Here is a 23,887-nt window from a genome sequence, read left to right on the forward strand (position 1 = left end):
CTCGACCGGCGTGAGTGAAAATAGGGACTGTACCCATTTTTCCCTGACTCGCTACTTCATCACCGGCAGTGTCACCATCGAGCCGCTGCAAACCCGCTGGGTCGCCTTCACGAAGTCCGCTTCGCTGGCCTTGTAGATATTGGGCACGAACTTCTGCGGGTTGCGGTCGATCATCGGGAACCAGGTGGATTGGACCTGGACCATGATCCGGTGGCCTTTCTTGAAGACATGGTCGTGCGACCGCAGCGGCACGTCCCAGGCGATCACCTGGTTCGGCGTGAGGGGCGTCGCCTTCTCGAAGCTCTGCAGATAGCGGCCGCGGCGGACGTCCATCGCGATCGGGAATTGATAGCCGTTGAGTGTCCGCGGATAATCGCCGAGCGCCTGGTTCTTCGCGCGCTCATAATCGTCGGGCAGCACGTCGATCAGCTTGACCACCATGTCGCTGTCGGTGCCTGAAGTGGAGGCCATCAGCTTGGCCGCGACTTCGCCGGTGACGGTCAGGTCGGCTTCCAGTGGCGCGCTGACATAGCTGAGCACATCGGGGCGGTGATCGGCGAAGCGCTGATCTGCGGCTTCCCACCAGCGCCACTCGAGGGAGGGATAGGTCGGCGAGATCGGACGCTCGCGGAATGGCACCGGATTGGCCGGGTCCGAGACATATTCGCGGCATTCTTCGCCCGCGGCCGGCGCGGTGAAGGAGAGGCTGCCGTCGCCGCGTAGGTAGAGATTGGTCGCAGTGGCGCCCGGCGCAGGCCATTTGGCGTAGCTCTTCCACTCCCACGATCCGCTCTGGAACATTTTGGCTTCGGATCTGGGCTGCGTGCCCTTGCCGTGCAGCCAATAAGCGAAGAACGGCGCCTCGATGTCGCGCATGAAATCCACGCCGCTATCCTTGCCGAACGGCACATAGCCGACATTGTTGGCGGGCGTATGCCAGGTGCCGTGCGCCCAGGGGCCGGCAACGATCATGTTCAGGCCCTTGGGGTCCTGTTCCTCCATCTTTTCATAGATCTTCCAGGTGCCGAGCGGATCCTCCTGATCCCAGAAGCCGGCGACATGCAGCGTTGGCACAGTGGTCGCGCCCAGCCGGTCGGTCCAGCACTGGCCCTTCCAGAAGCCATCGTAATCCGGATGCTCGATCATCGCAGTCAGCTGCGGGACGCTGCCCTTGAAATATTTCTTGTCGAGATTTTCGACGGGGCCGAGCTTCAAGAACCAGTCATAGGTGTCGACCGGCTTGTTGCCGCCATAGTCGAAATCCTTGCCCTGGTCGTTGTTCTGGAGCGAGAACAGCCAGTCGGTCGCGTAGGACAGGCGCATCGCGCCATAGCGGTGCAAGTCATCATGCACCCACCAGTCGTTCCACGCCGCCTGCGGGCTCACTGCCTTGAGCGCCGGATGCGGCTTGGCCAGCGCGATGGCGGCGGCATAGCCGGGATAGGAGACGCCCCACATCCCAACCTTGCCGTTATTGTCCTTGGTGTTCTTCACGAGCCAATCGACGGTGTCATAGGCGTCGGTGGCCTCGTCGACTGCCTTGGAGCCCTTGGGTGCGAGTGCCATCGACATGGCGAAGTCGCCGCCCGACTTGAACTGGCCGCGCATGTTCTGGAAGACCATGATGTAGCCGTCCTCGCCGAGGAACTTCCACGACCCCGGCACCGCCGCCGGCGCCTGGCCGGGCACGCCATAGGGCGTGCGCTGGAGCAGGATCGGCAGCTTGCCCGTCTTGTTCTTGGGGCGGAGGATCACCGTTTGCAGCGTGATGCCGTCGCGCATCGGGATCATCACCTCCTCGAAGGTGAAGCCCTGATCGGCGGCGGGCGCGGTGGCTGGCGCGGTTTGCGTGACTGCAGGGGAAAGCGGGACGGCCAGTGCTACGAGTGCAACAGTGGCGAGCAAACGGCGCATTGGTATCTCCAGCGATATAGACGCCGAAGGTCTAGCGGGAGAGCGGCTGGATACAAGCGGCCCAGCCATCAAATTCGTCACCCCGGCCTTGTACCGGGATCCATCCATCCGCGAGCACAAGGCAGGAGGCTCAAGCGGCTCGCCAAGCTGCACCGTGGACCCCGGCACAAGGCCGGGGTGACGGCTCTGTGCGTCCCGGCCTAGGCCGTGCGGTGCTCGCCCTTGATCCAGCGGACTGTGCCCGAGCTGGCGCGCATCACTACGCTTTCGGTGGTCATCTTGCCCTTGAGGCGCTTGACGCCCTGGAGGAGCGAACCGTCGGTCACCCCGGTTGCGGCAAAGATGCAGTCACCGCGGGCGAGCTCGGTCAGGTCATAGATCTTGTCGAGATCCTCGATCCCCCATTTGCGGGCGCGGGCGCGTTCGTCGTCGTTGCGGAACAGCAGCCGGCCCTTGAACTGGCCGCCGACGCAGCGCAAAGCCGCGCAGGCCAGCACGCCCTCCGGCGCGCCGCCCGAGCCCATATAGACGTCGATCGTCGTGTCCGGATCGGTAGTAGCGATCACGCCGGCGACGTCGCCATCGCCGATCAGCATCACGCCGCAGCCGACTTCGCGCAGCTCGGCGATCAGCTTTTCGTGGCGGGGGCGATCGAGCACGCAGGCGATGATCTCGTTGGGCTGGACGCCCTTGGCCGCGGCGATCGCCTTGACGTTCTCAGTCGGCGATTTGGCGAGATCGATCACGCCCTCGGGATAGCCGGGGCCGACTGCGATCTTTTCCATGTAAACGTCGGGCGCATTGAGCAGCCCGCCTTCTTCGGCAACAGCGAGCACCGCCAGCGCATTCGGGCCGGCCTTGGCGCAGATCGTGGTGCCTTCGAGCGGATCGAGCGCGATGTCGATCTTGGGGCCGCTGCCCTGCGCCGCGCCGACCTTTTCGCCGATGAACAGCATCGGGGCTTCGTCGCGCTCGCCCTCGCCGATCACCACGGTGCCGTCCAATGGCAGCTTGTTGAGCGCGTCGCGCATCGCCTCGACCGCTTCATGGTCGGCCGCCTTCTCGTCACCGCGCCCGATCAGCGTCGAGGCGGCAATCGCGGCGGCTTCGGTGACGCGCACCATTTCGAGAACGAGAACGCGGTCCAGGGTCTGGCTGGCGGTCTGCTGCATGTGACGGAAATCCCCTTTGAGTCTTGGGCGCCGCGATAGGAGCGGCGCAAGGCAATGTCGATTCCGCTAACGTTGTCGGCATCGCAATTCGGCCACATCGTTGAGCAATGTTTCCGCCGGGGAGGCTCGTACATGCTGCCGATCATGTTGCTGCTTCAGGACACGACCAACGTTTCCGCCGCTTATGCCGAGTATCGCGCCAAGACGAGCGCCACGGTGCGCTGCGCCCGGCCCAAGGACGATAGCGAGGTCGTGGTCTGCGCGCGGCGCGAGGCCTATCGCTACCAGACGCCGCTCGTGGCTTCGTCGAATCGCGCGAACAATGCCAATGGGCAGGAAGCCATGGTGCTCACGCCCGAGGCGCAGGGCTTTGTCGAATGCGGCAAGGGCGCGTTCATGGTGCGTTGCGGCTCGGTGGGTGCCGGTGTCACGTTCAGTTCAGGCGGCGGCGTCAAGTACCGCCTGCGCGAGACCCCGCCCTGAGGGAGACTTTTCCGCCGAAGGACGTTGAGCATCCGCAACTAATCTCGCCGGAGCCAACGCAATGCTTCTCCTCGCCTTCGCACTCGCCAGCGCGACCATGGGCCCCACGCCCGACGTACAGCGCACCAAGCGCGTGAAGGTCGTCCGCGCGCGTGTCCCGGCCCGCTCGCGGCCCGGCGCGATGCGGATCCCCGTCCGTGCGGTCTCGAAAGATCCCAATGTTCGCTATCGCCTGACCGATCTTCCTTCCGAGAAGGTGGACGGCAAGGATCTCGCGGTGCGCAATACCGGCCTGCCCTGCGGCGTCACCGGCGCGCCAGTCTGTCCCAGCAAGGGCACGGCGCTGGTGAAGACTCCGATCGACGATTAATCGCCGAGAATGTGCATCCACATCGGTTCGCCGGCCAGAGCCTGCGAGCCTCGGAGCTTTTCGAGCGCCTGGGCGATCGACCGTTCGGGCGCTTCGTGCGTGACGATCGCGACCAGCACGCTGCCGTCTGCATTGGCGCCGCGCTGGATCAGGCTCTCGATCGAGACCCCTGCATCGCGCATCGCCGCCGCGATCTCGGCAAGCACGCCCACCTTGTCCGCCACGGTGAAGCGCAAATAAGCCCGTCCGCGCCGCTCGCCGCTATCCGCCGCTTCCTGCGTCGCCAAGGCATCGGCGGGCATTGCGTAAGGGGGACCGAACTCGCCACGGGCAATGTCGATCAAGTCGGCGACCACGGCGCTCGCAGTCGGCCCGTCGCCCGCCCCGGCGCCCTGGAACAACAGCCGCCCGACGAAATTGCCCTCCGCGACCACGGCGTTGGTCGATCCGGTGACGTGCGCAAGCGGATGGCTGATCGGCACGAGGTGCGGGTGGACGCGCTGGAACAGGCCGTGCGGCCCTGAATCGGCAACACCCAGCAGCCGCACGCGATAGCCGAGCGCTTCGGCCTCGGCGATGTCGGCGGCGATGACGTGGCGCACGCCGGTTACTGCGACTTGGCCGAATGCGGGCTGCGTGCCGAAGGCGAGGCTGGCCAGGATCGAGAGCTTGTGCGCGGCATCGACGCCGTCAATGTCGAAGCTGGGGTCGGCCTCGGCATAGCCAAGCCGCTGCGCCTCGGAGAGAATATCGGCGAAGTCGCGGCCCTCGGCTTCCATCTTGGAGAGGATGAAATTGCAAGTGCCGTTGAGGATGCCATAGACGCGGCCGATCACGTTGGCGGCGGCGCCTTCGCGCAGCCCCTTGATCACCGGCACGCCGCCCGCGACCGCCGCTTCGAACTTGAGGGCGAGGCCTGCACTCTCCGCGGCGCGCGCAAGCTCGAGGCCGTGATGGGCGATCATCGCCTTGTTGGCAGTGACGAAGCTCTTGCCGGCCGCCAGCGTGCCCCGCGCCAGCGCCAGCGCCGGTCCGTCCGAGCCACCGATAAGTTCGACGACAACGTCTGCCTTCGAATGCCGGGCGAGCTCGGCGGGATCGTCGATCCAGTCGAACCGGCCGATATCGACGCCGCGGTCCTTGGTCCGGTCCCGCGCCGAGACCGCTACGACCTCAATCCTTCGTCCCGCCCGCCGCGCGATCAGCTCGCCATTGGTGTCGAGCAAGCGAATGACGCCTGCGCCGACAGTCCCCAGGCCGGCCAATGCGATACGAAGCGGTTCGGTCATGCAGTCCCCCTTGAAGCGCCTCCCCTAGCCGGTGCGGAGAGGCGAGGGGAAGAAAGCTTTACTTCTTGATCAGGCCGATCTCGACCAGCCGCTGCTGCAGATAGTCATGCGAGCTGATCGGCTCGGGATAAAGGTTGGGCCGATCCGCTATGCAGCCCGGTAGCGTCTCGATGATGAAATCGGGCGCGGGGTGGAGGAAGAAGGGCATCGAATAGCGGGCATGGCCGCGGCGCTCGGGGGGGGGATTTACAACGCGGTGGGTGGTCGAGGGCAGAACATGGTTGGTGAGGCGCTGGAGCATGTCGCCGACATTGACGACCATCGCGCCTTCGGGCGGCTTGACCGCGAGCCAGCTACCGTCACGGTCGAGCAGTTCGAGCCCGGCCTCCTCGGCACCGAGCAACAGGGTGATGAGGTTGATATCCTCATGCGCGCCGGCGCGGACTTCGGGGGCATTCTCGTCGACCGGCGGATAATGGAGCAGGCGCAGCACCGAATTGCCATCGCGCACGGCATGATCGAACCAGTTGGGCTCCAGCTTCAGATAGCGCGCAATCGCCGAAAGCAGCCGGTCGCCGGCATCGTCCAATGCCTGGAACAGCGCGAGGAAGGTTTCCTTGAACCCCTCGGGCCGGTCGGGCCAGATATTGGCGGGCATGAATTCCTCGAAGCGGTGCCCCTTGGCCAGCTCGCGGCCGACATGCCAGAATTCCTTCAAGTCGACATAGGCCGCGCCCTTGGCGATCTCGGTCTTGAACGGAGTGAGCCCGCGTGCGCCGCCCTGGCCGGGGACGAAATATTGGCGCTTCTCGTCCTCGGGGAGCGCGAAGAACGCCTTGGTGGTCGCCCAGGCGCGATCGACGATATCCTGCGGCACGCCATGGTCTGAGACCATTGCGAAGCCGAAGCGCTGGAAGGATGCGCCGAGCTTCTGCGCAAAGCCTTCGGGATCTGCGGCCTGATCGGCCATCGAGATGAGCGGAACCTGCTCTAGGACGTTGGTGGACATTCGAGTCTCCTGAATGAGACCCGGATAGACCCGCAAGCGCCCCGCGGACAAGCGCGCCGCGCTACGGCAATTGTCCTCAGCCCTTCACTTGCATCCGCCCCTTGGCCTTGTGCTCGCCATCGGCGCTGAGCTCCAGGGTGAACGGCTCGCCATCCTTGGTCGTCCCCGCGAAGCCACTGCCTTTGGCCTCGACCTTGAAGCCTTGCTTGGCGAGATTATCGCGGAACCAGGCCTGGACGGTCGCGAGCGGCGCCGGGCTGTCGAACGCGACGGTGACGTGGCTGTCCTGCTTCTCGCCAAGCTTGTCGCTGCCCACGGCATTGAGTTCGCGGATCGCCGAATTGGGATAGAGCTTCAATCCGTTGACGTCGAAATCCTCGGCAGTGAGGTTGATCTTGGGCAGCTTGCTCGCGATCGACACGCCGGGCGCCTCGATCGAGACCTGCCCATCGGCGCCGGTCTTGATGCTGACATTGCCCTCGCCGTCTCCGCCGCTGAGCGAGATGTTTGTGCCGGCACCGTCGCATGCGGCGAGGGCAAGCGGCGCGAGCAGCAATGCGAAGCGATTCATGGCGGTTTCTCCGTGGGCGTATTATTCGTACAACACACTATAGGTTAGCCACTTTTCGGTCAAGCGGGGGTGACGCGGGCGGCGCGATCCCCCATTGGAGCCGCCATGGACAAGGAGCCGCATTTGAGTGCCCAGAGCGCGGACAAGGCGCCGCTGGGTTTTGCCGAATTCGTCTCGCTGATCGCAGCGATGATGGGGCTGACCGCGCTCGGCATCGATTCGATGCTGCCGGCATTGCCGGCGATTGGCGAAGCGCTGGGCGTCGCCAACCCCAATCACCGCCAATATGTCATCACCGCCTTCCTGCTCGGCTTCGCGATCGCGCAGCTGGCTTATGGGCCGCTTTCGGATCGCTATGGCCGTCGTCCGGTCCTCGCCATTGCGCTGGCATCCTATGTCGTGACCAGTGCGCTCGCCGCGATCTCGGGGAGCTTCGTGCTGCTGTTGATCGCGCGCGCTGCGATGGGCACGGCGGCGGCGGGTGCCCGCGTGGTCTCGGTCGCCCTGGTGCGCGATTGCTATGCCGGCCGGGCAATGGCGCGGGTGATGAGCCTGGCCTTCATCGTCTTCATGGCGGCGCCGATCTTCGCACCCAGCCTGGGCCAGCTCGTATTGTTCGTCGGCAGCTGGCGGCTGATCTTCTGGGGCGTGGCGATCGTCGCGGCGGGCGTCTGTCTGTGGTTCTGGCTGCGCATGCCCGAGACACTGGCGCCGCAGGGGCGGCTGTCGCTCAATCCGTCGCGCGTGCTGGGCGACTATGTGCTCGTCCTGCGCGACCGTTGCGCGATAGGATATACGCTGGCGATCGCTTTGCTTTCGGGCGGCATGTTCGGGTTCATCGGCTCGATCCCGCAGATCATGGACGACGTGTTTCACCGGCCCGAATTGCTTACGGTGATCTTTCCCTGCGTGGCAGGGACAATGGCGGTCGGCGCCTTCCTCAATTCGCGGCTGGTGATGAAGATCGGCATGCGCCGCATCTCGCACACCGCACTCAGCGGCATGATCGTGTTCGCCGCGGTGCACCTTGCCATCACCTGGACGGGGTTCGAGAATCTGTGGTCGTTCACGATCCTGCAGGCGCTGATGATGGGGTGCATGGGCCTGGCCAATGCCAACTTCTCGGCGATGGCGATGGAGCGGATGGGCGAAATCGCAGGCACGGCATCGAGCCTGCAAGGCTTCATCACGACGCTGGGCGGGGCCGTGATCGGCGCGCTGATCGGCCAATCCTTCGACGGCACCACCGTGCCGCTTTATGCCGGCTTCCTGGCGATGGGCCTGCTTTCCTTCGCCATCGTCGCGGTCACCGAACGGGGACGAATGTTTAAGGCAAGTTAGTCCGCAAGGGAACGAGTCCGCCCTTCTCGCCGTTCGCGCAGAGAGACCCGGCGATCCCCGCCTGGGCAGAGCAGAGGACAGGCGATGGGCGGCAATCAGGTTCCCCCGCATCCCACGGACAATTGGGACGAGGAAGGCTATGACGAGAGCCAGAGCGCCGAAATCATCGAGGTGACGCAGGACGGCCCGAGCAACGGCGTGATCCTCACCGACATTCCCCTCGGTCTCGACGATCCCGAGGCGGCGACTGCAGGCGAAGACGATCTGCAGATGGTCGATGACGAGATCGGCGAAGAGGATGACGACGCCGTGCTCACCCCCGGCGCGCAGCGCGAAGATGAGATCCAGGCCGATTTCGACGACGATGAAGTCGACGAGGACGAGCTGGACGAAGAGCTCGACGAGACCGACGACAGCGCCTTGCGCTCCTGAACGCTTGACGCCCCGGGCATGGCGCGACAGCATCGCGCCATGCCCCGCGATACCCGCATCGACGATTACATCGCCAGCCGCGCGCCCTTTGCGCAGCCGATCCTGACCTGGCTGCGCGAGCGCGTCCACGCCGCCTGTCCCGATGTGGAGGAAGCGATCAAATGGTCGATCCCCGCCTTCGTCTATAAGGGCAAGCCGCTGGCCAACATGGCCGCGTTCAAGGCGCACGCTACGTTCGGCTTCTGGCACCGGCAGGAATTAAAGACGGGCAAGGAAGGTTCGGCGATGGGGCAATATGGTCGCGTGGAATCGCTCGACGACTTGCCCGATGCAGCGGCGCTCGAGCGCCAGGTGACGGAGGCGATGGCGCTGACCGATACGGGCGCCACGCCAAAGCGCGCCGCCAAACCGCCGAAGCCAGAACTGCCCGTCCCGCCGGAGCTGGCCGAAGCGCTGGCGCAGGATGCAGCCGCATCCGCGACCTTCACTGCCTTCCCACCCGGCCAGCGCCGTGAATATGTCGAGTGGATCGCGGATGCCAAGCGCCCCGAGACCAAGGCCAAGCGCGTCGCCGAAGCGGTCGAGTGGATGCGCGAAGGCAAGCGCCGCAACTGGAAATACGAGAATTGCTGAATAGCCCGCGATGAGCGAGGCATTCGCCCGCGTTCCGGAGCTGCTCGCGCAGCATCTGCTGCTCGCCTTCGCGGCTTTGCTGCTCGGGCTGGTGGTGAGCTTGCCGCTGGTCGTGCTGTCCTCGCGGAATCGCAGCGTCGCGCGCGTGGCACTTGGCTTTGCCAGCCTTGTCCAGACGATCCCGTCGCTGGCCCTGCTCGCGCTCTTCTACCCCATCCTGTTATGGCTTTCCGCGCTGGTCGGGGGCGGCATCCCGGCATTGGGCTTCCTGCCCTCGCTGCTTGCACTGTCGCTCTATGCGCTGCTGCCGATCCTTCGCAACGGTGTCACCGGCCTCGCCAATCTCGATCCGGCAGTGATCGAAGCGGCGGACGGCGTCGGCATGACGCGCAACCAGCGGCTGTGGCTGGTCGAGACGCCGCTGGTCGCGCCGATGCTGATGGCAGGAGTGCGCACTGCCGCGGTGTGGACGATCGGTGCGGCGACGCTCTCCACCACGGTCGGCCAGCCGAGCCTCGGCGACCTGATCTTCGCCGGGCTGCAGACGCAGAACTGGACGCTGGTCCTTACCGGCTGCATCGCCGCGGCGGGGCTGGCGCTCGCCGCCGACGCGCTGCTGGGGCTGGCGGAATACGGGATTGCGAAGCGCCGGCGCGGGCTGGTGTGGGGGAGCCTGGGCGCGCTGCTGTTGGCGGTGCTCATCGCACTCGCGCCGGCCTGGCCGTCCGCGAAGGGCACCGTCACCATCGGCGCCAAGGGCTTTTCCGAGCAATATATATTGATCCGCGTGATCGGGCACCGGCTCGAGCAGGCGGGCTACAAGGTACGGTACCGCGAAGGATTGGGATCGGCAGTCGCCTTCAACGCGCTGGCGGGGAACGACGTGGACGTCCTCGTCGATTATTCCGGCACGGTCTGGGCAAATCAGATGAAGCGCAGCGAAGTTCCCAGCCGCGAGGCGATCGTGACCGGCGTCGGCGAGTGGGTGATGGCAAAGCACGGGGTTCGCATGCTCGGCTCGCTCGGCTTCGAGAACACCTATGCCTTTGCGATGCGCGGCGAGGATGCGGAGAGGCGCGGGATCCATAGCCTTGACGATCTCGTGCCCCAGGCCGGAGAACTCGGTTTCGCCACCGACCCGGAGTTCCTCGAGCGCCCGGAATGGGCTGCGGTGCGCAAGGCTTACGGCCTGTCGTTCAAGACCGCGCGACCCTATCAGCCGACCTTCATGTATCGCGCACTGGCGAGCGGCGCGGCCGACGTGATCTCGGCGTACAGCTCGGACGGGCGCGTCGCCGCCGACAAGCTCAAGGTCCTCAGCGATCCGCGCGGCGCGATCCCCGGTTATGATGCGATCCTGCTGCTCGCCCCCAAGCGCGCGAATGATGTGAAATTCACGAATGTGCTCAAGGATTTGATCGGGGCCATCCCCGTCGAGCAGATGCGCGAAGCCAATTACATGGTCGATCGCGATGTGGACAAGCGCACTCCCGACCAGGCCGCGCGCTGGCTGGCAAGTAGACTCGCCCGCTGACAATCTGATACCGATACCAAAACGATAAAGGGCCGGGACCGAAACCGGCCGAGCCACAAACGGAGAGTGAAGATGCGCCTGGGTTTCAAGCTGCTCTTATCGACCACCTGCCTGATCGCCGCGCCAGCTTTTGCGCAGCAATCGCCGACAACGCTGTCTGCACCGACCGTAGCCAATCCGGCGAACTGGCCGGCGGCGAAGAGCCAGGGACTGATCGATCCGGCGACCGAGAAGTTCGTCAGCGAGCTGATCGCCAAGATGTCGATCGAGCAGAAGGTCGGCCAGATGGTCCAGGGCGATATCGGCAATGTGAAGCCCGAGGATTTGCGCAAATATCCGCTGGGATCGATCCTGGCGGGGGGCAATTCGCCGCCGCTTTCGGGCAATGACCGCTCGCCGCGCCAGGACTGGATCGACACGTCGCGCGCCTTCGAGAAGGTCGCGATGGAAGACCGGGCGGGCAATCTCAAGATCCCACTGATTTTCGGAATCAATTCGGTCCACGGCAATGCCAATGTGATCGGCGCGACGATCTTCCCGCACAATATCGGGCTGGGCGCGATGCGCGATCCGGCGCTGATCCGGAAGATCGGCGAAGTCACTGCAATCGAAACCGCGGCTTCGGGCATCCACTGGGCATTCGGGCCGACGGTGGCCACCCCGCAGAACGACCGCTGGGGCCGCACCTATGAGGGCTATTCGGAAGACCCCGCGATCGTCGCCAGCTATTCGCCCGAGGTCGTCACCGGGCTCCAGGGCCCGGTCGGCACCGAGCATCGCATCCAGAGCGGGCTGGTCGCCGCGAGCATCAAGCATTTCCTCGGCGATGGCGGCACCACCGACGGCGTCGACCAGGGCGACACCCAGGTGGACGAAGCCACGCTCGCGAGCGTCCACGGTGCCGGCTATCCGCCCGCGATCAATGCCGGCGCGATGACGGCGATGGCGTCGTACAACAGCTGGAACGGCGTCAAGATGCACGGCAACCAGTCGCTGCTGACCGACGTGCTCAAGGGCCGGATGGGCTTTGACGGCTTTGTCGTCGGCGACTGGAACGGCCATGGCCAGATCCCCGGCTGCACCCCCACCGATTGCGCGGCGACCTTCATTGCCGGGCTCGACATGGCAATGGCGCCGGACAGCTGGAAGGGCCTGTTCGAATCGACCGTGCGCGACGTGAAATCGGGCAAGCTGCCGATGGCGCGTGTCGACGACGCCGTCCGCCGCATCCTCCGCGTCAAGGTCAAGCTCGGCCTGTTCGATCCCGCGCGTCCGCTCGAAACCAAAGCCGATGCCATGGGCACGCCCGAGCATCGCGCAATCGCGCGCGAGGCGGTGGCCAAGAGCCTGGTGCTGCTCAAGAACAACGGTGTCCTCCCGCTCAAGGCCAATGCCAATGTGCTGATCGCCGGCCCCGGTGCGGACTCGCTCCAGATGCAGACCGGCGGCTGGACGCTGAGCTGGCAGGGCGACGGCAATCCCAACGAGCTCTTCCCGGGCGCGACTTCGATCTATGCCGGCCTCAAACAGGCTGTCGAAGCGGGTGGCGGCAAGGCAGTGCTGTCGGTGGACGGCAGCTTTACTGCGAAGCCGGATGTCGCGGTCGTGGTGTTCGGCGAGCAACCCTATGCCGAGATGCGCGGCGATATCCGGACCTTGGAATTCCAGCCCGGCGACAAGCAGGCTCTGGCGATGCTCAAGAAGCTCAAAGCCGCGGGCGTACCGACGGTATCGGTGTTCCTGTCGGGCCGGCCGCTGTGGGTGAACCCTGAGCTCAACCAGTCCGACGCATTCGTCGCGGCCTGGTTGCCAGGGAGCGAAGGCGCGGGCGTGGCCGATGTGCTGGTGGGCGATGCGGCCGGCAAGCCGCGCCGCGATTTCCAGGGCACGCTGTCGTTCAGCTGGCCCAAGACCGCCGGCCAGTTCAAGCTCAACAAGCGCGACGCCGGCTACGACCCGCTCTTCGCGCTCGGCTACGGGCTGACTTATGCCAAATCGGGCACGGTCGCGGCGCTTAGCGAGGATTCGGGCATCGATGCCTCGCTGGCCAACACCACGATCTATTTCACTAAGGGGGTCACCCCTGCACCCTTCTCGTTCGCGACCGACAGCAAGGTGACTCGTCGCCCGGTCGACGGGCCGGCGACGCAGGAGGGGGCGCAGCTCTTCACCTGGCCCGCGACCCCCGCGGCGCTGCGCATCGGCGGCGGCGATCTCAATCTGCTGCGCGAAGCCAATGGCGATCTCTCGCTTCAGATCAGCTACAAATTGTTCACGCCTGCGGCGACGGGCAAGGTGCTGCTGCAGATGGAGGGCGGGACCAATAGCGGAGCGATCGACGCGACGAGCCTGTTTACCGGCCAGACCGACACCTGGCGCACCGCCAAGATCTTCCTGAAATGCTATTCGCAGAACGGCATTGATCTGAGCAAGGTCAATGCGCCGTTCGTGGTGACGGCCACCGGCCCGCTCAGCTTCGCGGTAGCGGATATTCGTATCGTCTCGGACCCCAACAGCTCGACCTGCCCCGGCGCGAAATGAGCCGGCTGGTCGAGGGCGGCCGGATCGAGGCGGTCGAGATCGGGCACGGGGCGTATCGCGCTCAGTTGCTCAATCTCGGCGCCACGCTTCGCCGCCTCGACGTGCCCGGGCGTGAGGGCAGGGTCGCCAACGTCACGCTCGGCTATGCCGATCTGGAGGAATATCGCAGCCATCCGCGCTTCTATGGCGCCGTCGCCGGGCGCTATGCCAATCGCATCGGCGGCGCGCGGTTTAGTCTCGATGGCAAGAAATATCGGCTGCCCGCGAACAGCGGCGGCGTGAACAACCTCCATTCGGGGCCACGCGGCTTCGACCAGCAGTTCTGGACGCTCGCGCATCACGACGCGCATTCGGCCGAGTTCACCTTATTGAGCCCCGCGGGGTATAATGGCTTCCCCGGCAACCTTCAGGCTTCGCTCCGCTACACGATGGAGGCGGACGGCCTGTATATGGCGTTCCGCGCTACCACCGATGCGCCGACCGTCGTCAACCTCACGCACCACGCCTATTTCAATCTCGCGGGCGAGGGAAACGGCACGATCCTCGATCACATGCTCCAGATCCCAGCAAGCCGGATCACCCCCGTGGATTCGACGCAAATTCCGACCGGCCAATTCCAGGACGTGACCGGCACCTCCTTCGACTTCCGCACCCCCAAGCCCGTCGGCCGCGACATCGGACACGAGGACATGCAGCTCAAGATCGGCCGCGGCTACGATCACAATTTCGTACTCGACGCGCCCGGCGGCAAACGCCGCCACGCCGCGACTCTCTATGATCACAGCTCGGGCCGCGTGCTGGATGTGGAATCCACCGCCCCCGGCCTCCAGCTCTACACCGGCAACCACCTTGCGGGCGGCGCGACGGGCACCAGCGGCACGCCTTATCCGGCGCGCGGCGGACTGTGCCTAGAGCCGCAGAACTTCCCTGACGCGCCTAACCAGCCCGGTTTTCCCTCGGCGCGGCTAGATCCGGGCGAGACCTACCGCCACGACATCGCGTTCCGGTTCCGAGTGACGGAGGATGCTGCGGAAGCTTTTGCCTGACCTGCTCCCCTCCCTGAGAGGGAGGGGAAGGCCTCAAAGCGTCGGCTTGCCGTCCACGCGGCGCGGGATGCCCGCCTCGCCGTCCTGCAGTTCCACCGGCAGCAGCGCTGCGGGCAGATCCTGATAGGCCACCGGGCGCAGGAAGCGGTCGATCGCCAGCGCGCCGACTGAAGTGCTGCGCCCGTCCGAAGTCGAGGGGAACGGCCCGCCATGGACCTGCGCGTCGGTCACTTCCACGCCCGTCGGCCAGCCATTGGCGAGGATCCGCCCGGCCAGCCGCTCGAGCGTCGGCAGCAGCTTCTGCGCGAGATCGGTATCGCCCTCATCGAGATGCAGTGTCGCAGTCAACTGGCCCTCGATCAGCGCCGTCACTGCCATCATCTCGTCGAGATCGGCGCAGCGCACGAGCAATGAAGCCGCGCCGAACACTTCCTCGGCATGGCTGGGATCGGCAATGAAGTCCTTACCGGTCATCGTGAACAGCGCCGCCTGCCCGCAGGTCGGGCCGCCGGGAACCTGCCCCTGCGCGATCTGGCTCAGCGCCGGCGCCGAGGCCCAGCGCGCCACGCCGCTGGTATAAGCCTTGTGGATGCCGGGGGTCAGCATGACCTGCGCCGGGGCGCCGGACATCGCATCGGTAGCGGCGGTCACGAAGCGGTCGAGCGCCGGGCCTTCCAAGCCAAGCACCAGCCCGGGATTGGTGCAGAACTGCCCCGCCCCCATCGTCAGACTCGCGACGAACGCCGTGCCCAGAGCCTCAGCGCGCGATTCGAGCGCGGCGGGAAGCAGGAATACCGGATTGACGCTGCTCATCTCGGCATAGACCGGGATCGGCACCGGGCGATCGGCCGCGGCCTTCATCAGCGCGATGCCGCCGCCGCGCGATCCGGTGAAACCCACCGCCTTGATCCGCGGATCGGTTACCAAAGCCTGGCCCACCGAATTGCCGGGACCGTTGATCAGCGAAAACACACCCGCGGGCATGCCGGTCTTTTCCGCCGCACGCGTAATTGCGCCCGCGACCAGCTCGGCAGTGCCCGGATGCGCCGAATGGCCCTTCACGACCACCGGGCAGCCTGCAGCCAGCGCCGAGGCGGTGTCGCCTCCGCCCACCGAAAATGCGAGCGGGAAGTTGCTAGCACCGAATACCGTGACCGGGCCCAGCGGCACCATCCGCATGCGAAGATCGGGCTTGGGCGCGGGCGCGCGATCGGGGATCGCATGATCGATCCGCGCGCGCAGATATTCGCCGAGGCGCAATTCGCGCGCGAACAGCCGCATCTGCCCCGAGGTCCGCCCACGCTCGCCGTTCAGCCGGGCCGCGGGTAGGCCGCTCTCGGCATTGGCGCGCTCGGTCAGCGCGTCGCCCAGCGCATCGATCTCGTCGGCAATGGCCTCGAGAAATTGCGCGCGCTTCTCGCGCGGCAGGCCGGAATAGATCGGAAAAGCAGCCTCAGCGGCGGCAACCGCAGTCTCGACGTCGTCGGTAGTGGCCAGGCTGAAGCTGGGCTCGATTTCCTGACCCGTAGCGGCAGCCACTGCGCGGAAGCCTTCGCCATCGCGTTTGACGCGCTTCGAAGCAATGAACAATTCCCCAGTCAGCGCCATTCGATCTCTCCCGGACACGCTACAAGTTAGCGGTAACATGAGCCAGGGATGTAGGGATCGACACGCGCCGGATCAACAGCAGACCGCACGAAGACCATGATGCCCGGAAGGGTCGCGCGCCTCCATCATATCATCGAGCCCGCGATCGACCAATTTTGCCATGGCGTCGTGCGCGCCCTGCGCATCGCGCGCCTCGATCGCCTCAAGCACGCGCAAATGTACGGGGAGCGCATCGTGCGGCGCCGGCAGGCGGTGCTGCTTGAAGGCAGTGGTGATCGCGATCGCCGCGGCGACGCCGCTGGTGAGCGAGACGATGAAGTCGTTGCCCGATGCTTCGAGCAGCGCCGAGTGGAAGCTCTCGTCGCAGCGCCGGCCCTCTTCCGAATCGAAGCCATGCTCGGCAACGCCTTCGAGCCCGGTCTTCATCCGCTCGAGCTGCTCGTCGCTGCGGCGCATCGCCGCCAGCCGCGCGGCATCGGGCTCGACGATCCGGCGAAGCTCGAAGAGATTCTCGATCAGCCCGGCATCGGGCTCGCCGGTAAAGATCCAGCCGAGCACATCGGGATCGAGCAGATGCCATTCGCTGCGGGGGGATACCTGGGTACCGATCTTGGGCCTCGAATGGACCAGGCCTTTGGCGGCCAGGATGCGGATTGCCTCACGGTAGGCAGTCCGCGAAACCTTGAACTGCTCGCTCGCGGCGATCTCGCCTTCCAGGATCTCGCCCGGCTTGAGCGCTCCGGAAACGATGCGGATACCGAGATCGCGTGCCACCGTCCCGTGGAGACGCAGCGAACGCGGCCGCGGCGTCCGCTGCCGGGGCTTTCTCGTCTGCGGCTTGATCTCGGCTTTTGGCATCCGGCTTTCTGGCTGGCGAGCAGGAGGTCCGCTCATGCGACATGTCGTCGCGCGCAGCATTGCCGCAAAGGCGGGATCGGCTGCAACCTTTTCCTCAGCCGCGCTCTACACGCCCAGTGGAAGGAGGAGGAGAATCGAACCTGCAGGGTTCGCAAGGCCGAACGGCCGCCCGAGCTTATGCTAGGCTACTGAACTCAGGGCCTGGCGGAGACGGAGAGATTCGAACTCTCGGTACAGTTTCCCGTACGACGCTTTAGCAAAGCGTTGGTTTCAGCCACTCACCCACGTCTCCGGAACGGCTCGAAGGCGGCGCTATAGCGGCGCCTTTCCGCGCTATCAACCGATAGTAACCACCGGACGCGAAATCGATTCGAGTCGTCGTGTGTTCATTGCGGGGTCAGGCGAGCGCGCATAGCCTCTGCAGGAGGTTTTCAGGGGTTCGGGGAATGCGGATGCGTGCGCGAAACACTTTGCTATGGGCAATGGCCGCGCTGCTCGGCATGGCCGCCACGCCCGCCGCGGCGCAACAGATGACGACGATCGATCCGAACAGCGCGATCGATTCGGACCTCAATACCCCGCCGCCCGCGCAGGATACGCCGCGCGCCGAGGATTATCGCCAGCCGCCGCTCGATTCCGCACCGGCCCAGGACTTGCCCGCACAGACCCCGCCGGCCGTGGATGCTCGCGCCCAGGCGCAGGAGCGCGTCAAAGCTGCGGACACGTTCGACCAGCAGGAGCTTGTCGTCGCCGCCGAGGGCGTATTCGGGAAAGGTGCCTCGGGCCTGGCCGGGATCATCGAGAACATCCTCAAGGATCAGGGCCGCCCCAATGCCTATATCGCCGGGGGCGAGGGCGGCGGCGCGGTCGGGGTCGGCCTGCGCTATGGCAAGGGCGATCTGTTCCACAAGGTCGAGGGACAGCGCCCGGTCTATTGGACCGGCCCGTCGATCGGCTTCGACTTGGGCGGCGACGCCAGCAAGGTCTTCGTGCTCGTCTATAATCTCTACGACAGCCAAGATCTCTACAAGCGCTTCCCGGCAGGCGAAGGCCGCGCCTATTTCGTCGGAGGCTTCTCCGCCGCCTATATGCGCCGCGGCGACGTGGTGCTGATCCCCGTCCGCCTTGGCGTCGGCTGGCGGGTCGGAGTCAATGCGGGCTATATGAAATTCAGCGAAAAGCGCCGCATCGTTCCGTTCTGATCCTCAAGGCCCGCGTTCGAACGCCCCGATCTTTGCCGAGCGCAGCCTGAAATCGAAGCCGTTCTCGCGCGTCCATATCTGCGTGATCCGCGCATGCTGCCAGTCCTTGGCGTTATCGCGCGACATGTCTTGCAGCCAGCCTTCGATCCGCACGCGATCGGGCGTCTCGCCGACGACGCGTTCGAGTCGCAAATGCCGATTCTGCATATGCGCGACCCAGGCGTCAGCGGCGGCGAGGCCCCCGCGAACGAGCGGCTTACCCGGCCACTCCACTTCGGCCTGATCGTAGAACAGATAGGCGATCGCGCTGCCCATTCCGGGATTGGGATTGGCGAACCAATTGCTTTCATACCGGTTCATCGCCAGCGCCCCGGCCGTACGGTCGCCCTCCAGCCGCGTGCACGCGCCGAGACGCGTCACGGTATTTCGGTGCTGCCCGGCATCGAGTAGCGCGCAGGCCGGAAGCAATTCGATCGCGGCCTCAGCCATCTCGAATGCCAAGTCCACTGCCATGCCCTCGCCGCACGCGTCCTGCGTCTTGCGCCGCACGCCGCCGCGCGTAGCCATCTTCGGCGTTGCCGCCTCGACGGTCACGACCCAGCTGTGCAAGCAGATCGGTGCCCGGTTCCTGTCTTCCGCCAGCGGCACAAGATCGCGGTCGAAATAGCGCGCCCGTGCAAACAGCCGACTCCAGGTCGCAGCTGGCACCAGGGCCTGCAGCGTTCTGGGCTTGCCGCCATCCGCGCCAGGGAAGGTCGCCACTATTTCGGCATCCTCGCCCTTTGCCCGAACGAACGCGATCAGCGCCTCGTCATGCCCATAGCCATTGACGAAGAACGCACGGATCGCCTGCGTGCCCTCGGCATCCAGCTTCTCGATCGGTGCCGCGCCAAACAATGCGCGCGTCTTGGCCTGCTGCGGAGCGGCGCAACGGTCGACGCCATTGTCGTCGCCGCATTCGGGGCTGGGGCGCGCGCGATCCGCCTGCGCCGCCACCGGTGCCGGAAACCAGAGCAAGGCGGCCAGTGCGGCGGCGGAAAGGGTCTTCATCAAGTCAGCTCTCCTTGTTGCCCGTCGCGTCACCGGCAAATGCGGCCAGATTTTCCAGCGTTGAGCGCAGGCCCGCAAGGTGATCCTTCCGGCGAATCCCACGCGGCACATCATCGCACGCCACCGTAACCCGCGTGCCTTCGGGCACCGAGTCGAACCGCCAGGTGATCGTCATCGTTCCCGCCATCGACGGATCGTCCGATTCGAAGCGGACGCGTTGCACGACGCGCTGGTTCGGCACCAGTTCGACGAACTCGCCCTCGACCTGATCGCTATCCTCGTCCGTCTTGCCCGGACCTCCGTCCGGATCGTCGTAGCGGAGGGTCATGCGGTATCTGCCGCCCGCGCGTGGCTCGAACAGTTCGACGCGTCCGGTCATTCCCTCGGGCGGCAACCATTGCGCCAGCGCCTCCGGATCGACCAGCGCGGCATAGAGCTTCGCCGCTGGCGCCGCGATCACGCGAAAGGCGGCGTCGGTCCGGCTCATCGTGCGCGCACTCAACCGAACTCCACGCTCTCGAACCGGATCGGCTGACCGATCGCCTGGGTTGCCAGCGCCCCGTCCCACATCACGCGGTTGCCGCGGATCACCGTCCCGATCGGCTTGCCGGTCAGCGCCATCCCCGTGAACGGCGACCAGCCGCAGCGCGACGCGAGCCAGCTTTCCTCCACGGTCCAGTGCGCCTTCAAATCCACCACTGTGAAGTCCGCGTCATAGCCCACCGCGATCCGCCCCTTGCCCGCAATCCCGAACACCCGCTGCGGCCCGGCGCTGGTCAAATCGATTAGCCGCTGGAGCGTCAGCCGCCCCTCGGCGACATGGTTGAGCATCAGCGGCAGCAAGGTCTGCACTCCCGGCATGCCGCTCGGCGAATCGGGATAGGGCTTGGCCTTTTCCTCGATGGTGTGCGGCGCATGGTCCGATCCGATCACGTCGGGCACGCCCTGGCGCAGCCAGTCCCACAGCCCGTCGCGGTGCGCGCTGGAACGGATCGGCGGGTTCATCTGGGCATAGCTGCCGAGCCGCGGATAGGCGTCCTCGCCGGCAAGCGTCAGATGCTGCGGCGTGACTTCACAGGTCGCGATGTCCTTATTCTGCCCGATCACTTCCAGCTCGGCCGGCGTGGTGACGTGCAGGATATGGATCCGGCGCTTGGCGGCGCGCGCCAGCCCCAGGATCCGTCGCGTCGCCAGCATCGCGCTCTCATCGTCGCGCCACACCGGGTGCGAGGAGGAGTCGCCCGGCACCCGCTCGCCCAGCCGGTCCTGCATACGGAACTCGTCCTCGGCATGGATCGCGACGCGGCGATGCCCGCTCGCCAGCACCCGCGCCAAGTTGCCGTCATCCGAGACGAGCAGATCGCCCGTCGAGGCACCCATGAAGATCTTGATCCCCGCCGTCCCCGGTATCTGCTCGAGCTCGGCAAGGCTCTCGGCATTATTGTTGGTCGCGCCGACATAGAATGCGTGGTCGCACCACATCCGCCCCTTCGCGCGGGCAAGCTTGTCGTTCACTGCCTCGGCAGTGTCGGTATTGGGCTTGGTGTTGGGCATCTCGAACACCGCGGTCACCCCGCCGAGAACGGCCGAGCGCGCGCCGCTCTCCAGATCCTCCTTGGCCTCGAGCCCCGGCTCGCGGAAATGGACCTGGCTGTCGATCACGCCCGGCAGCACGTCGAGCCCGGTGCAATCGACTGTCTCGCCCGCATCGCCCACCGTGCCGATCGCCACGATCCGCCCATCGCGCACGCCAACATCGACTTGCGCCGGCCCGCCCGGCAGATGAACCGTCCCGCCCGTGAGCTTGAGATCCATGTTCATTGGCCCGGCCTCTTCCGTTGTGGGTCCGCGCCTCCTACCTGTTCGCCATGCCCGATGCCACCCCGACTGCCCTTCACGACCGCGCTTTGATCCGCGTCAGCGGCGAGGATGTCCGCGGCTTCCTGCAGGGCCTTGTCACGCAGGATGTTGGAAAGGTCGCCGCTGGCGCCCCCCAATGGGCCGGCCTGCTGACGCCGCAGGGCAAGGCGCTGTTCGACTTCATCCTCTGGGATGACGGCGACGACATCCTCCTCGATTGCGAGGACGCGCAAATCGAGGCGCTGATCCGCCGCCTGACGATCTACCGCCTGCGCCGCTCGCTTTATATCGGGCTCGAAACCGCCCGCCACGTCCACTGGTCCCGCGAGAAGCGAGACAGCGCGGCCCGCGACCCGCGACTGAAGGAACTCGGCTGGCGCTGGCTGAGCGACACCGACGGCGCGGACGCCGCGGACGCGTGGCGCGCCCACCGCTTGTCGCTCGGCGTGACCGAAGGCGCAGCCGAGCTGGGCCAGGACAAGACGCTGTGGCTGGAAGCCAATGCCGCCGAGCTGAACGGCGTGAACTTCGCCAAGGGCTGCTATGTCGGCCAGGAAAACACCGCCCGCATGCACTACCGCGCCAAGGTCAGCCGCCGCCTGGTCGTCGCCCCGCTGGGCGAGCCTGGAGACCGCACCCGCGCGACCTATCCCGAACTGGGCCTGATGGTGGAACTGCGCCGCGTGGAGGCGCTCGGCGATGCGATTGTGCCGGAGTGGCTGGCGCCGGCTCTTGCACAAACGGCTTGAGTCCCGGCTTAGAGCTTGAAGCAGTTCTCGCGATGCCACTGAAGAAAAGCAGGATGCGGCCGATCCAATGGTCGTCTGGGCATGAGTATACGGCCCGTCGAGTTAATCAGTCCGTGGATACTGTCGGGATCATTGGTCTGTCGGGACACCAGAATGTCCAGGTCATCGCTGAGACCGATAAGGCCCCGGTCGAACATCCAATGGATCGTGCCTGACAGGGCGAGGCCGTTTCCGATCGCATCCGGACCACCGCTCGCCACCGGCCTAATATGCGCGGCCTCGGCTTCTGCACGACCACCACCGTTGATCAGCCGTAAACCCGTGATCGCGCAGCGTTCATCATAGGCGTTTAGAACGAGTTTCCTGAAAACCCGATCCCGGACGAGCCGCGAGCCTAGCACAGAGGTTCGATCGCGTTCTTGCTGGAACAAGAAGGGAGAGTGCGTGTCGCGTACGCCGGAGAACTCGCTTTCGCCAATCCGGGGGAGAAGCGGGGCTTGGTCGCCCATCGCGACGCCGATGATACGATTGAAATCGGCCGTCGAGATCGCCCTGATCGCCGCCTGTGCCCGGCCCGAGATGCGGCCAGCCTCATTCAACAACCCCTGCTCGATCGGGCCAGCCGGGCCGTTGAAGGCCACGGGCGTGTCGAAGTCGATATATTCGCCCGGCTCGATGAGCGCGTAGTACATTGAGGGATCTTGAGGATCCGGGACAATTTGGCTGATCTTCGCAGCCGCGAAATAGCCCTTGCTGCCGCGGACTTTGACCGGCTCATAGTAAAGGATCCAATCGCCCAGGCATGCGCGCGCCCGGCTTAGATACTGGGCCGGAAAATGATATCGCTCTGAGGGCGTGTCTTTGTAGATCGAATCTGCGCGGTGGATGAAAACACCATGCGCCACTCGTTTACCCCCGCCCCCCGTCGCAACCGGCCCTGTTGTGTCAAAAGCATCAGCAACCGTCGACAAAGAAAAAGGGAGGCCGGTTTCCCGGCCTCCCCAAATCTTGTCAGTCCGTATGGACCGCCCTGGCTCAGTAGCCCGAGCCGGGGCCGTACATGACTTCCACGCGACGGTTCTGCAGTTCGCGAACGCCGTCGGCGGTGTCGACGCGCGGGCGGCTTTCGCCGAACGCTTCGGTACCGATGACGCCACCCGGGATGCCGCGCGAGGTGAGGTAGCCCTTCACCGAATCCGCACGACGCTGCGAGAGACCAACGTTGTAGCTTGCCGAGCCCGAGCGATCGGCGTGGCCAGCCAGCATGACCTGCGCGTTACCGCAGTTCTGATAGTTGCTGATGGCGTTGTCGAGGATCGAGGCCGCTTCCGGCGTGATGTCCGACTTATCCCAGTCGAAGAACACGATGTACGGTCCGGGCGTGCACTGCACCACCACCGGAGCCTGGGTCGGCTCGGGGGTCGGGGTCCATGCCGGTGCCGGGGTCGGCTCCGGAGTGGGCTCGGGAGCAGGTGCCGGCGCGCCGAAGTTGAACGTCAGGCCGCCAAGAATGCTGTGCGAACGGAAACGCGAGTCGGTGCTGCGACCGCTGACATCGACGAAGTTCAGGTTGTCAGCGTTGAAGAAGCGATACTTCAGCGAGATGTCGACATTGTCCGACAGCGGAGCGCGCAGGCCGGCAATTGCCTGCCATGCGAACACGGTGTCCGAATCGTCGAGGAAGTCGTTGCGCACGCTGAAGCCGTAACGGCTCTTCACGCGAGCGACGCCGACGCCGCCGCCGACAAAGCCCTGCAGGCCATCATCGTCGCCGAAATCGAACATGCCGTTGACCATGAAGCTCAGAGCCGAGGTGCGGCCGCCAACATAGTTATAGGTGCCCGCACCATGGATGAAGGTGCCATTCGGAAGCGCGATGACCGACTTCAGGCCCTTAACGTTCGCCTGACGATAACCGACTTCGGCCTCCGCGCGGAAACCGCCGAAATCGTAGCCAACCGTAGCGTCGACGTCCCAACCCGTCGAATGATCGATCGAATAGGCGTTCTTCTGAGCGCCGACGTCGAACTGAATGTCCTCGACCAGCATCGTGCCGCCCTCGACACCCACATACCACGCATCGTCGCGAGCGAGAGCGGGCGTGCTGAGCGCGGTGGTCGCAAGTGCCAGAGTAATGGCGAGCTTCCGCATCTAAAATCCCCTTTCAAAGTTGTCCTTCCGGACAGCGACAAACTCACTACCGAAACGAGAGTTTCCACGCAAGC

General features: G+C 65.4%; 22 protein-coding genes and 1 tRNA gene. 10 read left to right on the forward strand and 13 right to left on the reverse strand.

Features of this window, described 5'->3' with window-relative positions:
- Positions 1 to 51: 51 nt before the first annotated feature.
- Both ACZZZM_RS01550 and glpX read right to left on the reverse strand, forming a co-directional pair.
- A complete protein-coding gene (locus ACZZZM_RS01550) occupies positions 52 to 1,914 on the reverse strand; it encodes a CocE/NonD family hydrolase (RefSeq protein WP_463593353.1) in 1,863 nt (620 codons plus the stop codon).
- A 200-nt stretch (positions 1,915 to 2,114) separates the two neighbouring features.
- Entirely contained in the window at positions 2,115 to 3,086 is a 972-nt protein-coding gene (gene glpX, locus ACZZZM_RS01555; protein WP_463593354.1) for a class II fructose-bisphosphatase, read from the reverse strand.
- 132 nt (positions 3,087 to 3,218) lie between these two features.
- Between glpX and ACZZZM_RS01560 the strand changes: the two genes are divergently transcribed.
- Positions 3,219 to 3,569, forward strand: a complete 351-nt coding sequence (locus ACZZZM_RS01560; protein ID WP_463593355.1) for a hypothetical protein — start codon at positions 3,219 to 3,221, stop codon at positions 3,567 to 3,569.
- Positions 3,570 to 3,630: 61 nt separating this feature from the next.
- Complete coding sequence (locus ACZZZM_RS01565; protein WP_463593356.1) at positions 3,631 to 3,939, forward strand: hypothetical protein; 309 nt, start codon at positions 3,631 to 3,633, stop codon at positions 3,937 to 3,939.
- Here ACZZZM_RS01565 and ACZZZM_RS01570 read toward each other — a convergent pair.
- The 3 genes from ACZZZM_RS01570 to ACZZZM_RS01580 form a co-directional block, all read right to left on the reverse strand.
- The gene (locus tag ACZZZM_RS01570; protein WP_463593357.1) at positions 3,936 to 5,228 is read right to left on the reverse strand and encodes a homoserine dehydrogenase; all 1,293 of its coding nucleotides are present in this window, start codon (positions 5,226 to 5,228) and stop codon (positions 3,936 to 3,938) included. The genes ACZZZM_RS01565 and ACZZZM_RS01570 overlap by 4 nt on opposite strands.
- A 58-nt stretch (positions 5,229 to 5,286) precedes the next feature.
- Positions 5,287 to 6,237 (reverse strand): isopenicillin N synthase family dioxygenase, encoded by a 951-nt coding sequence (locus tag ACZZZM_RS01575; protein ID WP_463593358.1) that lies wholly within the window; start codon positions 6,235 to 6,237, stop codon positions 5,287 to 5,289.
- Positions 6,238 to 6,313: 76 nt separating this feature from the next.
- Positions 6,314 to 6,808 carry a hypothetical protein gene (locus ACZZZM_RS01580; RefSeq protein ID WP_463593359.1) on the reverse strand — a complete coding sequence of 165 codons (495 nt, stop codon included), beginning with the start codon at positions 6,806 to 6,808 and terminating at the stop codon, positions 6,314 to 6,316.
- Between the two features lie 105 nt (positions 6,809 to 6,913).
- On the opposite strand from ACZZZM_RS01580, the gene ACZZZM_RS01585 reads away from it, so the two are divergent.
- The 6 genes from ACZZZM_RS01585 (at position 6,914) to ACZZZM_RS01610 (ending at position 14,335) form a co-directional block, all read left to right on the forward strand.
- The gene (locus ACZZZM_RS01585) at positions 6,914 to 8,149 is read left to right on the forward strand and encodes a multidrug effflux MFS transporter (protein ID WP_463593360.1); all 1,236 of its coding nucleotides are present in this window, start codon (positions 6,914 to 6,916) and stop codon (positions 8,147 to 8,149) included.
- Positions 8,150 to 8,233: 84 nt separating this feature from the next.
- The gene (locus tag ACZZZM_RS01590) at positions 8,234 to 8,581 is read left to right on the forward strand and encodes a DNA primase (RefSeq protein ID WP_463593361.1); all 348 of its coding nucleotides are present in this window, start codon (positions 8,234 to 8,236) and stop codon (positions 8,579 to 8,581) included.
- 39 nt (positions 8,582 to 8,620) lie between these two features.
- Positions 8,621 to 9,214, forward strand: a complete 594-nt coding sequence (locus tag ACZZZM_RS01595) for a DUF1801 domain-containing protein (RefSeq protein WP_463593362.1) — start codon at positions 8,621 to 8,623, stop codon at positions 9,212 to 9,214.
- A gap of 10 nt (positions 9,215 to 9,224) precedes the next feature.
- Positions 9,225 to 10,748, forward strand: coding sequence for an ABC transporter permease/substrate-binding protein (locus tag ACZZZM_RS01600; protein ID WP_463593363.1), 1,524 nt, complete (start codon positions 9,225 to 9,227; stop codon positions 10,746 to 10,748).
- Positions 10,749 to 10,820: 72 nt separating this feature from the next.
- The gene (locus tag ACZZZM_RS01605; protein WP_463593364.1) at positions 10,821 to 13,289 is read left to right on the forward strand and encodes a glycoside hydrolase family 3 protein; all 2,469 of its coding nucleotides are present in this window, start codon (positions 10,821 to 10,823) and stop codon (positions 13,287 to 13,289) included.
- A complete protein-coding gene (locus ACZZZM_RS01610; protein WP_463593365.1) occupies positions 13,286 to 14,335 on the forward strand; it encodes an aldose epimerase family protein in 1,050 nt (349 codons plus the stop codon). Before ACZZZM_RS01605 ends, ACZZZM_RS01610 begins: the two co-directional genes overlap by 4 nt.
- Positions 14,336 to 14,368: 33 nt before the next feature.
- Here the strand turns inward: ACZZZM_RS01610 and ACZZZM_RS01615 are convergent, their stop codons facing one another.
- The 3 genes from ACZZZM_RS01615 to ACZZZM_RS01625 form a co-directional block, all read right to left on the reverse strand.
- Complete coding sequence (locus tag ACZZZM_RS01615) at positions 14,369 to 15,943, reverse strand: aldehyde dehydrogenase (NADP(+)) (protein ID WP_463593366.1); 1,575 nt, start codon at positions 15,941 to 15,943, stop codon at positions 14,369 to 14,371.
- Positions 15,944 to 16,015: 72 nt separating this feature from the next.
- The gene (locus ACZZZM_RS01620) at positions 16,016 to 16,717 is read right to left on the reverse strand and encodes a FadR/GntR family transcriptional regulator (RefSeq protein WP_463593367.1); all 702 of its coding nucleotides are present in this window, start codon (positions 16,715 to 16,717) and stop codon (positions 16,016 to 16,018) included.
- Between the two features lie 286 nt (positions 16,718 to 17,003).
- Positions 17,004 to 17,093: transfer RNA gene (locus ACZZZM_RS01625), tRNA-Ser, on the reverse strand.
- Between the two features lie 154 nt (positions 17,094 to 17,247).
- Here ACZZZM_RS01625 and ACZZZM_RS01630 point away from each other — a divergent pair.
- The gene (locus ACZZZM_RS01630) at positions 17,248 to 18,003 is read left to right on the forward strand and encodes a DUF1134 domain-containing protein (RefSeq protein ID WP_463593368.1); all 756 of its coding nucleotides are present in this window, start codon (positions 17,248 to 17,250) and stop codon (positions 18,001 to 18,003) included.
- Positions 18,004 to 18,006: 3 nt separating this feature from the next.
- Here the strand turns inward: ACZZZM_RS01630 and ACZZZM_RS01635 are convergent, their stop codons facing one another.
- From ACZZZM_RS01635 to ACZZZM_RS01645, 3 genes are read right to left on the reverse strand one after another with little or no spacing between them, the layout of a single operon-like run.
- Positions 18,007 to 19,053 carry a hypothetical protein gene (locus ACZZZM_RS01635; protein ID WP_463593369.1) on the reverse strand — a complete coding sequence of 349 codons (1,047 nt, stop codon included), beginning with the start codon at positions 19,051 to 19,053 and terminating at the stop codon, positions 18,007 to 18,009.
- A 4-nt stretch (positions 19,054 to 19,057) separates the two neighbouring features.
- Positions 19,058 to 19,540, reverse strand: a complete 483-nt coding sequence (locus tag ACZZZM_RS01640) for an SRPBCC domain-containing protein (protein ID WP_463593370.1) — start codon at positions 19,538 to 19,540, stop codon at positions 19,058 to 19,060.
- An 11-nt stretch (positions 19,541 to 19,551) separates the two neighbouring features.
- Entirely contained in the window at positions 19,552 to 20,874 is a 1,323-nt protein-coding gene (locus tag ACZZZM_RS01645; protein WP_463593371.1) for a dihydroorotase, read from the reverse strand.
- Between the two features lie 47 nt (positions 20,875 to 20,921).
- Here ACZZZM_RS01645 and ygfZ point away from each other — a divergent pair, with 47 nt between their 5' ends.
- A complete protein-coding gene (gene ygfZ / locus ACZZZM_RS01650; RefSeq protein ID WP_463596357.1) occupies positions 20,922 to 21,662 on the forward strand; it encodes a CAF17-like 4Fe-4S cluster assembly/insertion protein YgfZ in 741 nt (246 codons plus the stop codon).
- Positions 21,663 to 21,670: 8 nt separating this feature from the next.
- On the opposite strand, the gene ACZZZM_RS01655 is transcribed toward ygfZ, so the two are convergent.
- Positions 21,671 to 22,567, reverse strand: coding sequence for an HNH endonuclease (locus ACZZZM_RS01655; protein ID WP_463593372.1), 897 nt, complete (start codon positions 22,565 to 22,567; stop codon positions 21,671 to 21,673).
- A 130-nt stretch (positions 22,568 to 22,697) separates the two neighbouring features.
- Positions 22,698 to 23,813, reverse strand: coding sequence for an OmpA family protein (locus ACZZZM_RS01660; protein WP_463593373.1), 1,116 nt, complete (start codon positions 23,811 to 23,813; stop codon positions 22,698 to 22,700).
- Positions 23,814 to 23,887: the final 74 nt, after the last annotated feature.

The organism is Sphingomonas sp. AC522 (assembly GCF_979258125.1).

What these genes read in the sequence shown, in the direction of transcription:
- ACZZZM_RS01550 (WP_463593353.1), bottom strand. Translation starts at nt 1,914, where the DNA reads ATGCGCCGTTTGCTCGCCACTGTTGCACTCGTAGCACTGGCCGTCCCG.
- glpX (WP_463593354.1), bottom strand. Translation starts at nt 3,086, where the DNA reads ATGCAGCAGACCGCCAGCCAGACCCTGGACCGCGTTCTCGTTCTCGAA.
- ACZZZM_RS01560 (WP_463593355.1), top strand. Translation starts at nt 3,219, where the DNA reads ATGCTGCCGATCATGTTGCTGCTTCAGGACACGACCAACGTTTCCGCC.
- ACZZZM_RS01565 (WP_463593356.1), top strand. Translation starts at nt 3,631, where the DNA reads ATGCTTCTCCTCGCCTTCGCACTCGCCAGCGCGACCATGGGCCCCACG.
- ACZZZM_RS01570 (WP_463593357.1), bottom strand. Translation starts at nt 5,228, where the DNA reads ATGACCGAACCGCTTCGTATCGCATTGGCCGGCCTGGGGACTGTCGGC.
- ACZZZM_RS01575 (WP_463593358.1), bottom strand. Translation starts at nt 6,237, where the DNA reads ATGTCCACCAACGTCCTAGAGCAGGTTCCGCTCATCTCGATGGCCGAT.
- ACZZZM_RS01580 (WP_463593359.1), bottom strand. Translation starts at nt 6,808, where the DNA reads ATGAATCGCTTCGCATTGCTGCTCGCGCCGCTTGCCCTCGCCGCATGC.
- ACZZZM_RS01585 (WP_463593360.1), top strand. Translation starts at nt 6,914, where the DNA reads ATGGACAAGGAGCCGCATTTGAGTGCCCAGAGCGCGGACAAGGCGCCG.
- ACZZZM_RS01590 (WP_463593361.1), top strand. Translation starts at nt 8,234, where the DNA reads ATGGGCGGCAATCAGGTTCCCCCGCATCCCACGGACAATTGGGACGAG.
- ACZZZM_RS01595 (WP_463593362.1), top strand. Translation starts at nt 8,621, where the DNA reads ATGCCCCGCGATACCCGCATCGACGATTACATCGCCAGCCGCGCGCCC.
- ACZZZM_RS01600 (WP_463593363.1), top strand. Translation starts at nt 9,225, where the DNA reads ATGAGCGAGGCATTCGCCCGCGTTCCGGAGCTGCTCGCGCAGCATCTG.
- ACZZZM_RS01605 (WP_463593364.1), top strand. Translation starts at nt 10,821, where the DNA reads ATGCGCCTGGGTTTCAAGCTGCTCTTATCGACCACCTGCCTGATCGCC.
- ACZZZM_RS01610 (WP_463593365.1), top strand. Translation starts at nt 13,286, where the DNA reads ATGAGCCGGCTGGTCGAGGGCGGCCGGATCGAGGCGGTCGAGATCGGG.
- ACZZZM_RS01615 (WP_463593366.1), bottom strand. Translation starts at nt 15,943, where the DNA reads ATGGCGCTGACTGGGGAATTGTTCATTGCTTCGAAGCGCGTCAAACGC.
- ACZZZM_RS01630 (WP_463593368.1), top strand. Translation starts at nt 17,248, where the DNA reads ATGCGGATGCGTGCGCGAAACACTTTGCTATGGGCAATGGCCGCGCTG.
- ACZZZM_RS01635 (WP_463593369.1), bottom strand. Translation starts at nt 19,053, where the DNA reads ATGAAGACCCTTTCCGCCGCCGCACTGGCCGCCTTGCTCTGGTTTCCG.
- ACZZZM_RS01640 (WP_463593370.1), bottom strand. Translation starts at nt 19,540, where the DNA reads ATGAGCCGGACCGACGCCGCCTTTCGCGTGATCGCGGCGCCAGCGGCG.
- ACZZZM_RS01645 (WP_463593371.1), bottom strand. Translation starts at nt 20,874, where the DNA reads ATGAACATGGATCTCAAGCTCACGGGCGGGACGGTTCATCTGCCGGGC.
- ygfZ (WP_463596357.1), top strand. Translation starts at nt 20,922, where the DNA reads ATGCCCGATGCCACCCCGACTGCCCTTCACGACCGCGCTTTGATCCGC.
- ACZZZM_RS01660 (WP_463593373.1), bottom strand. Translation starts at nt 23,813, where the DNA reads ATGCGGAAGCTCGCCATTACTCTGGCACTTGCGACCACCGCGCTCAGC.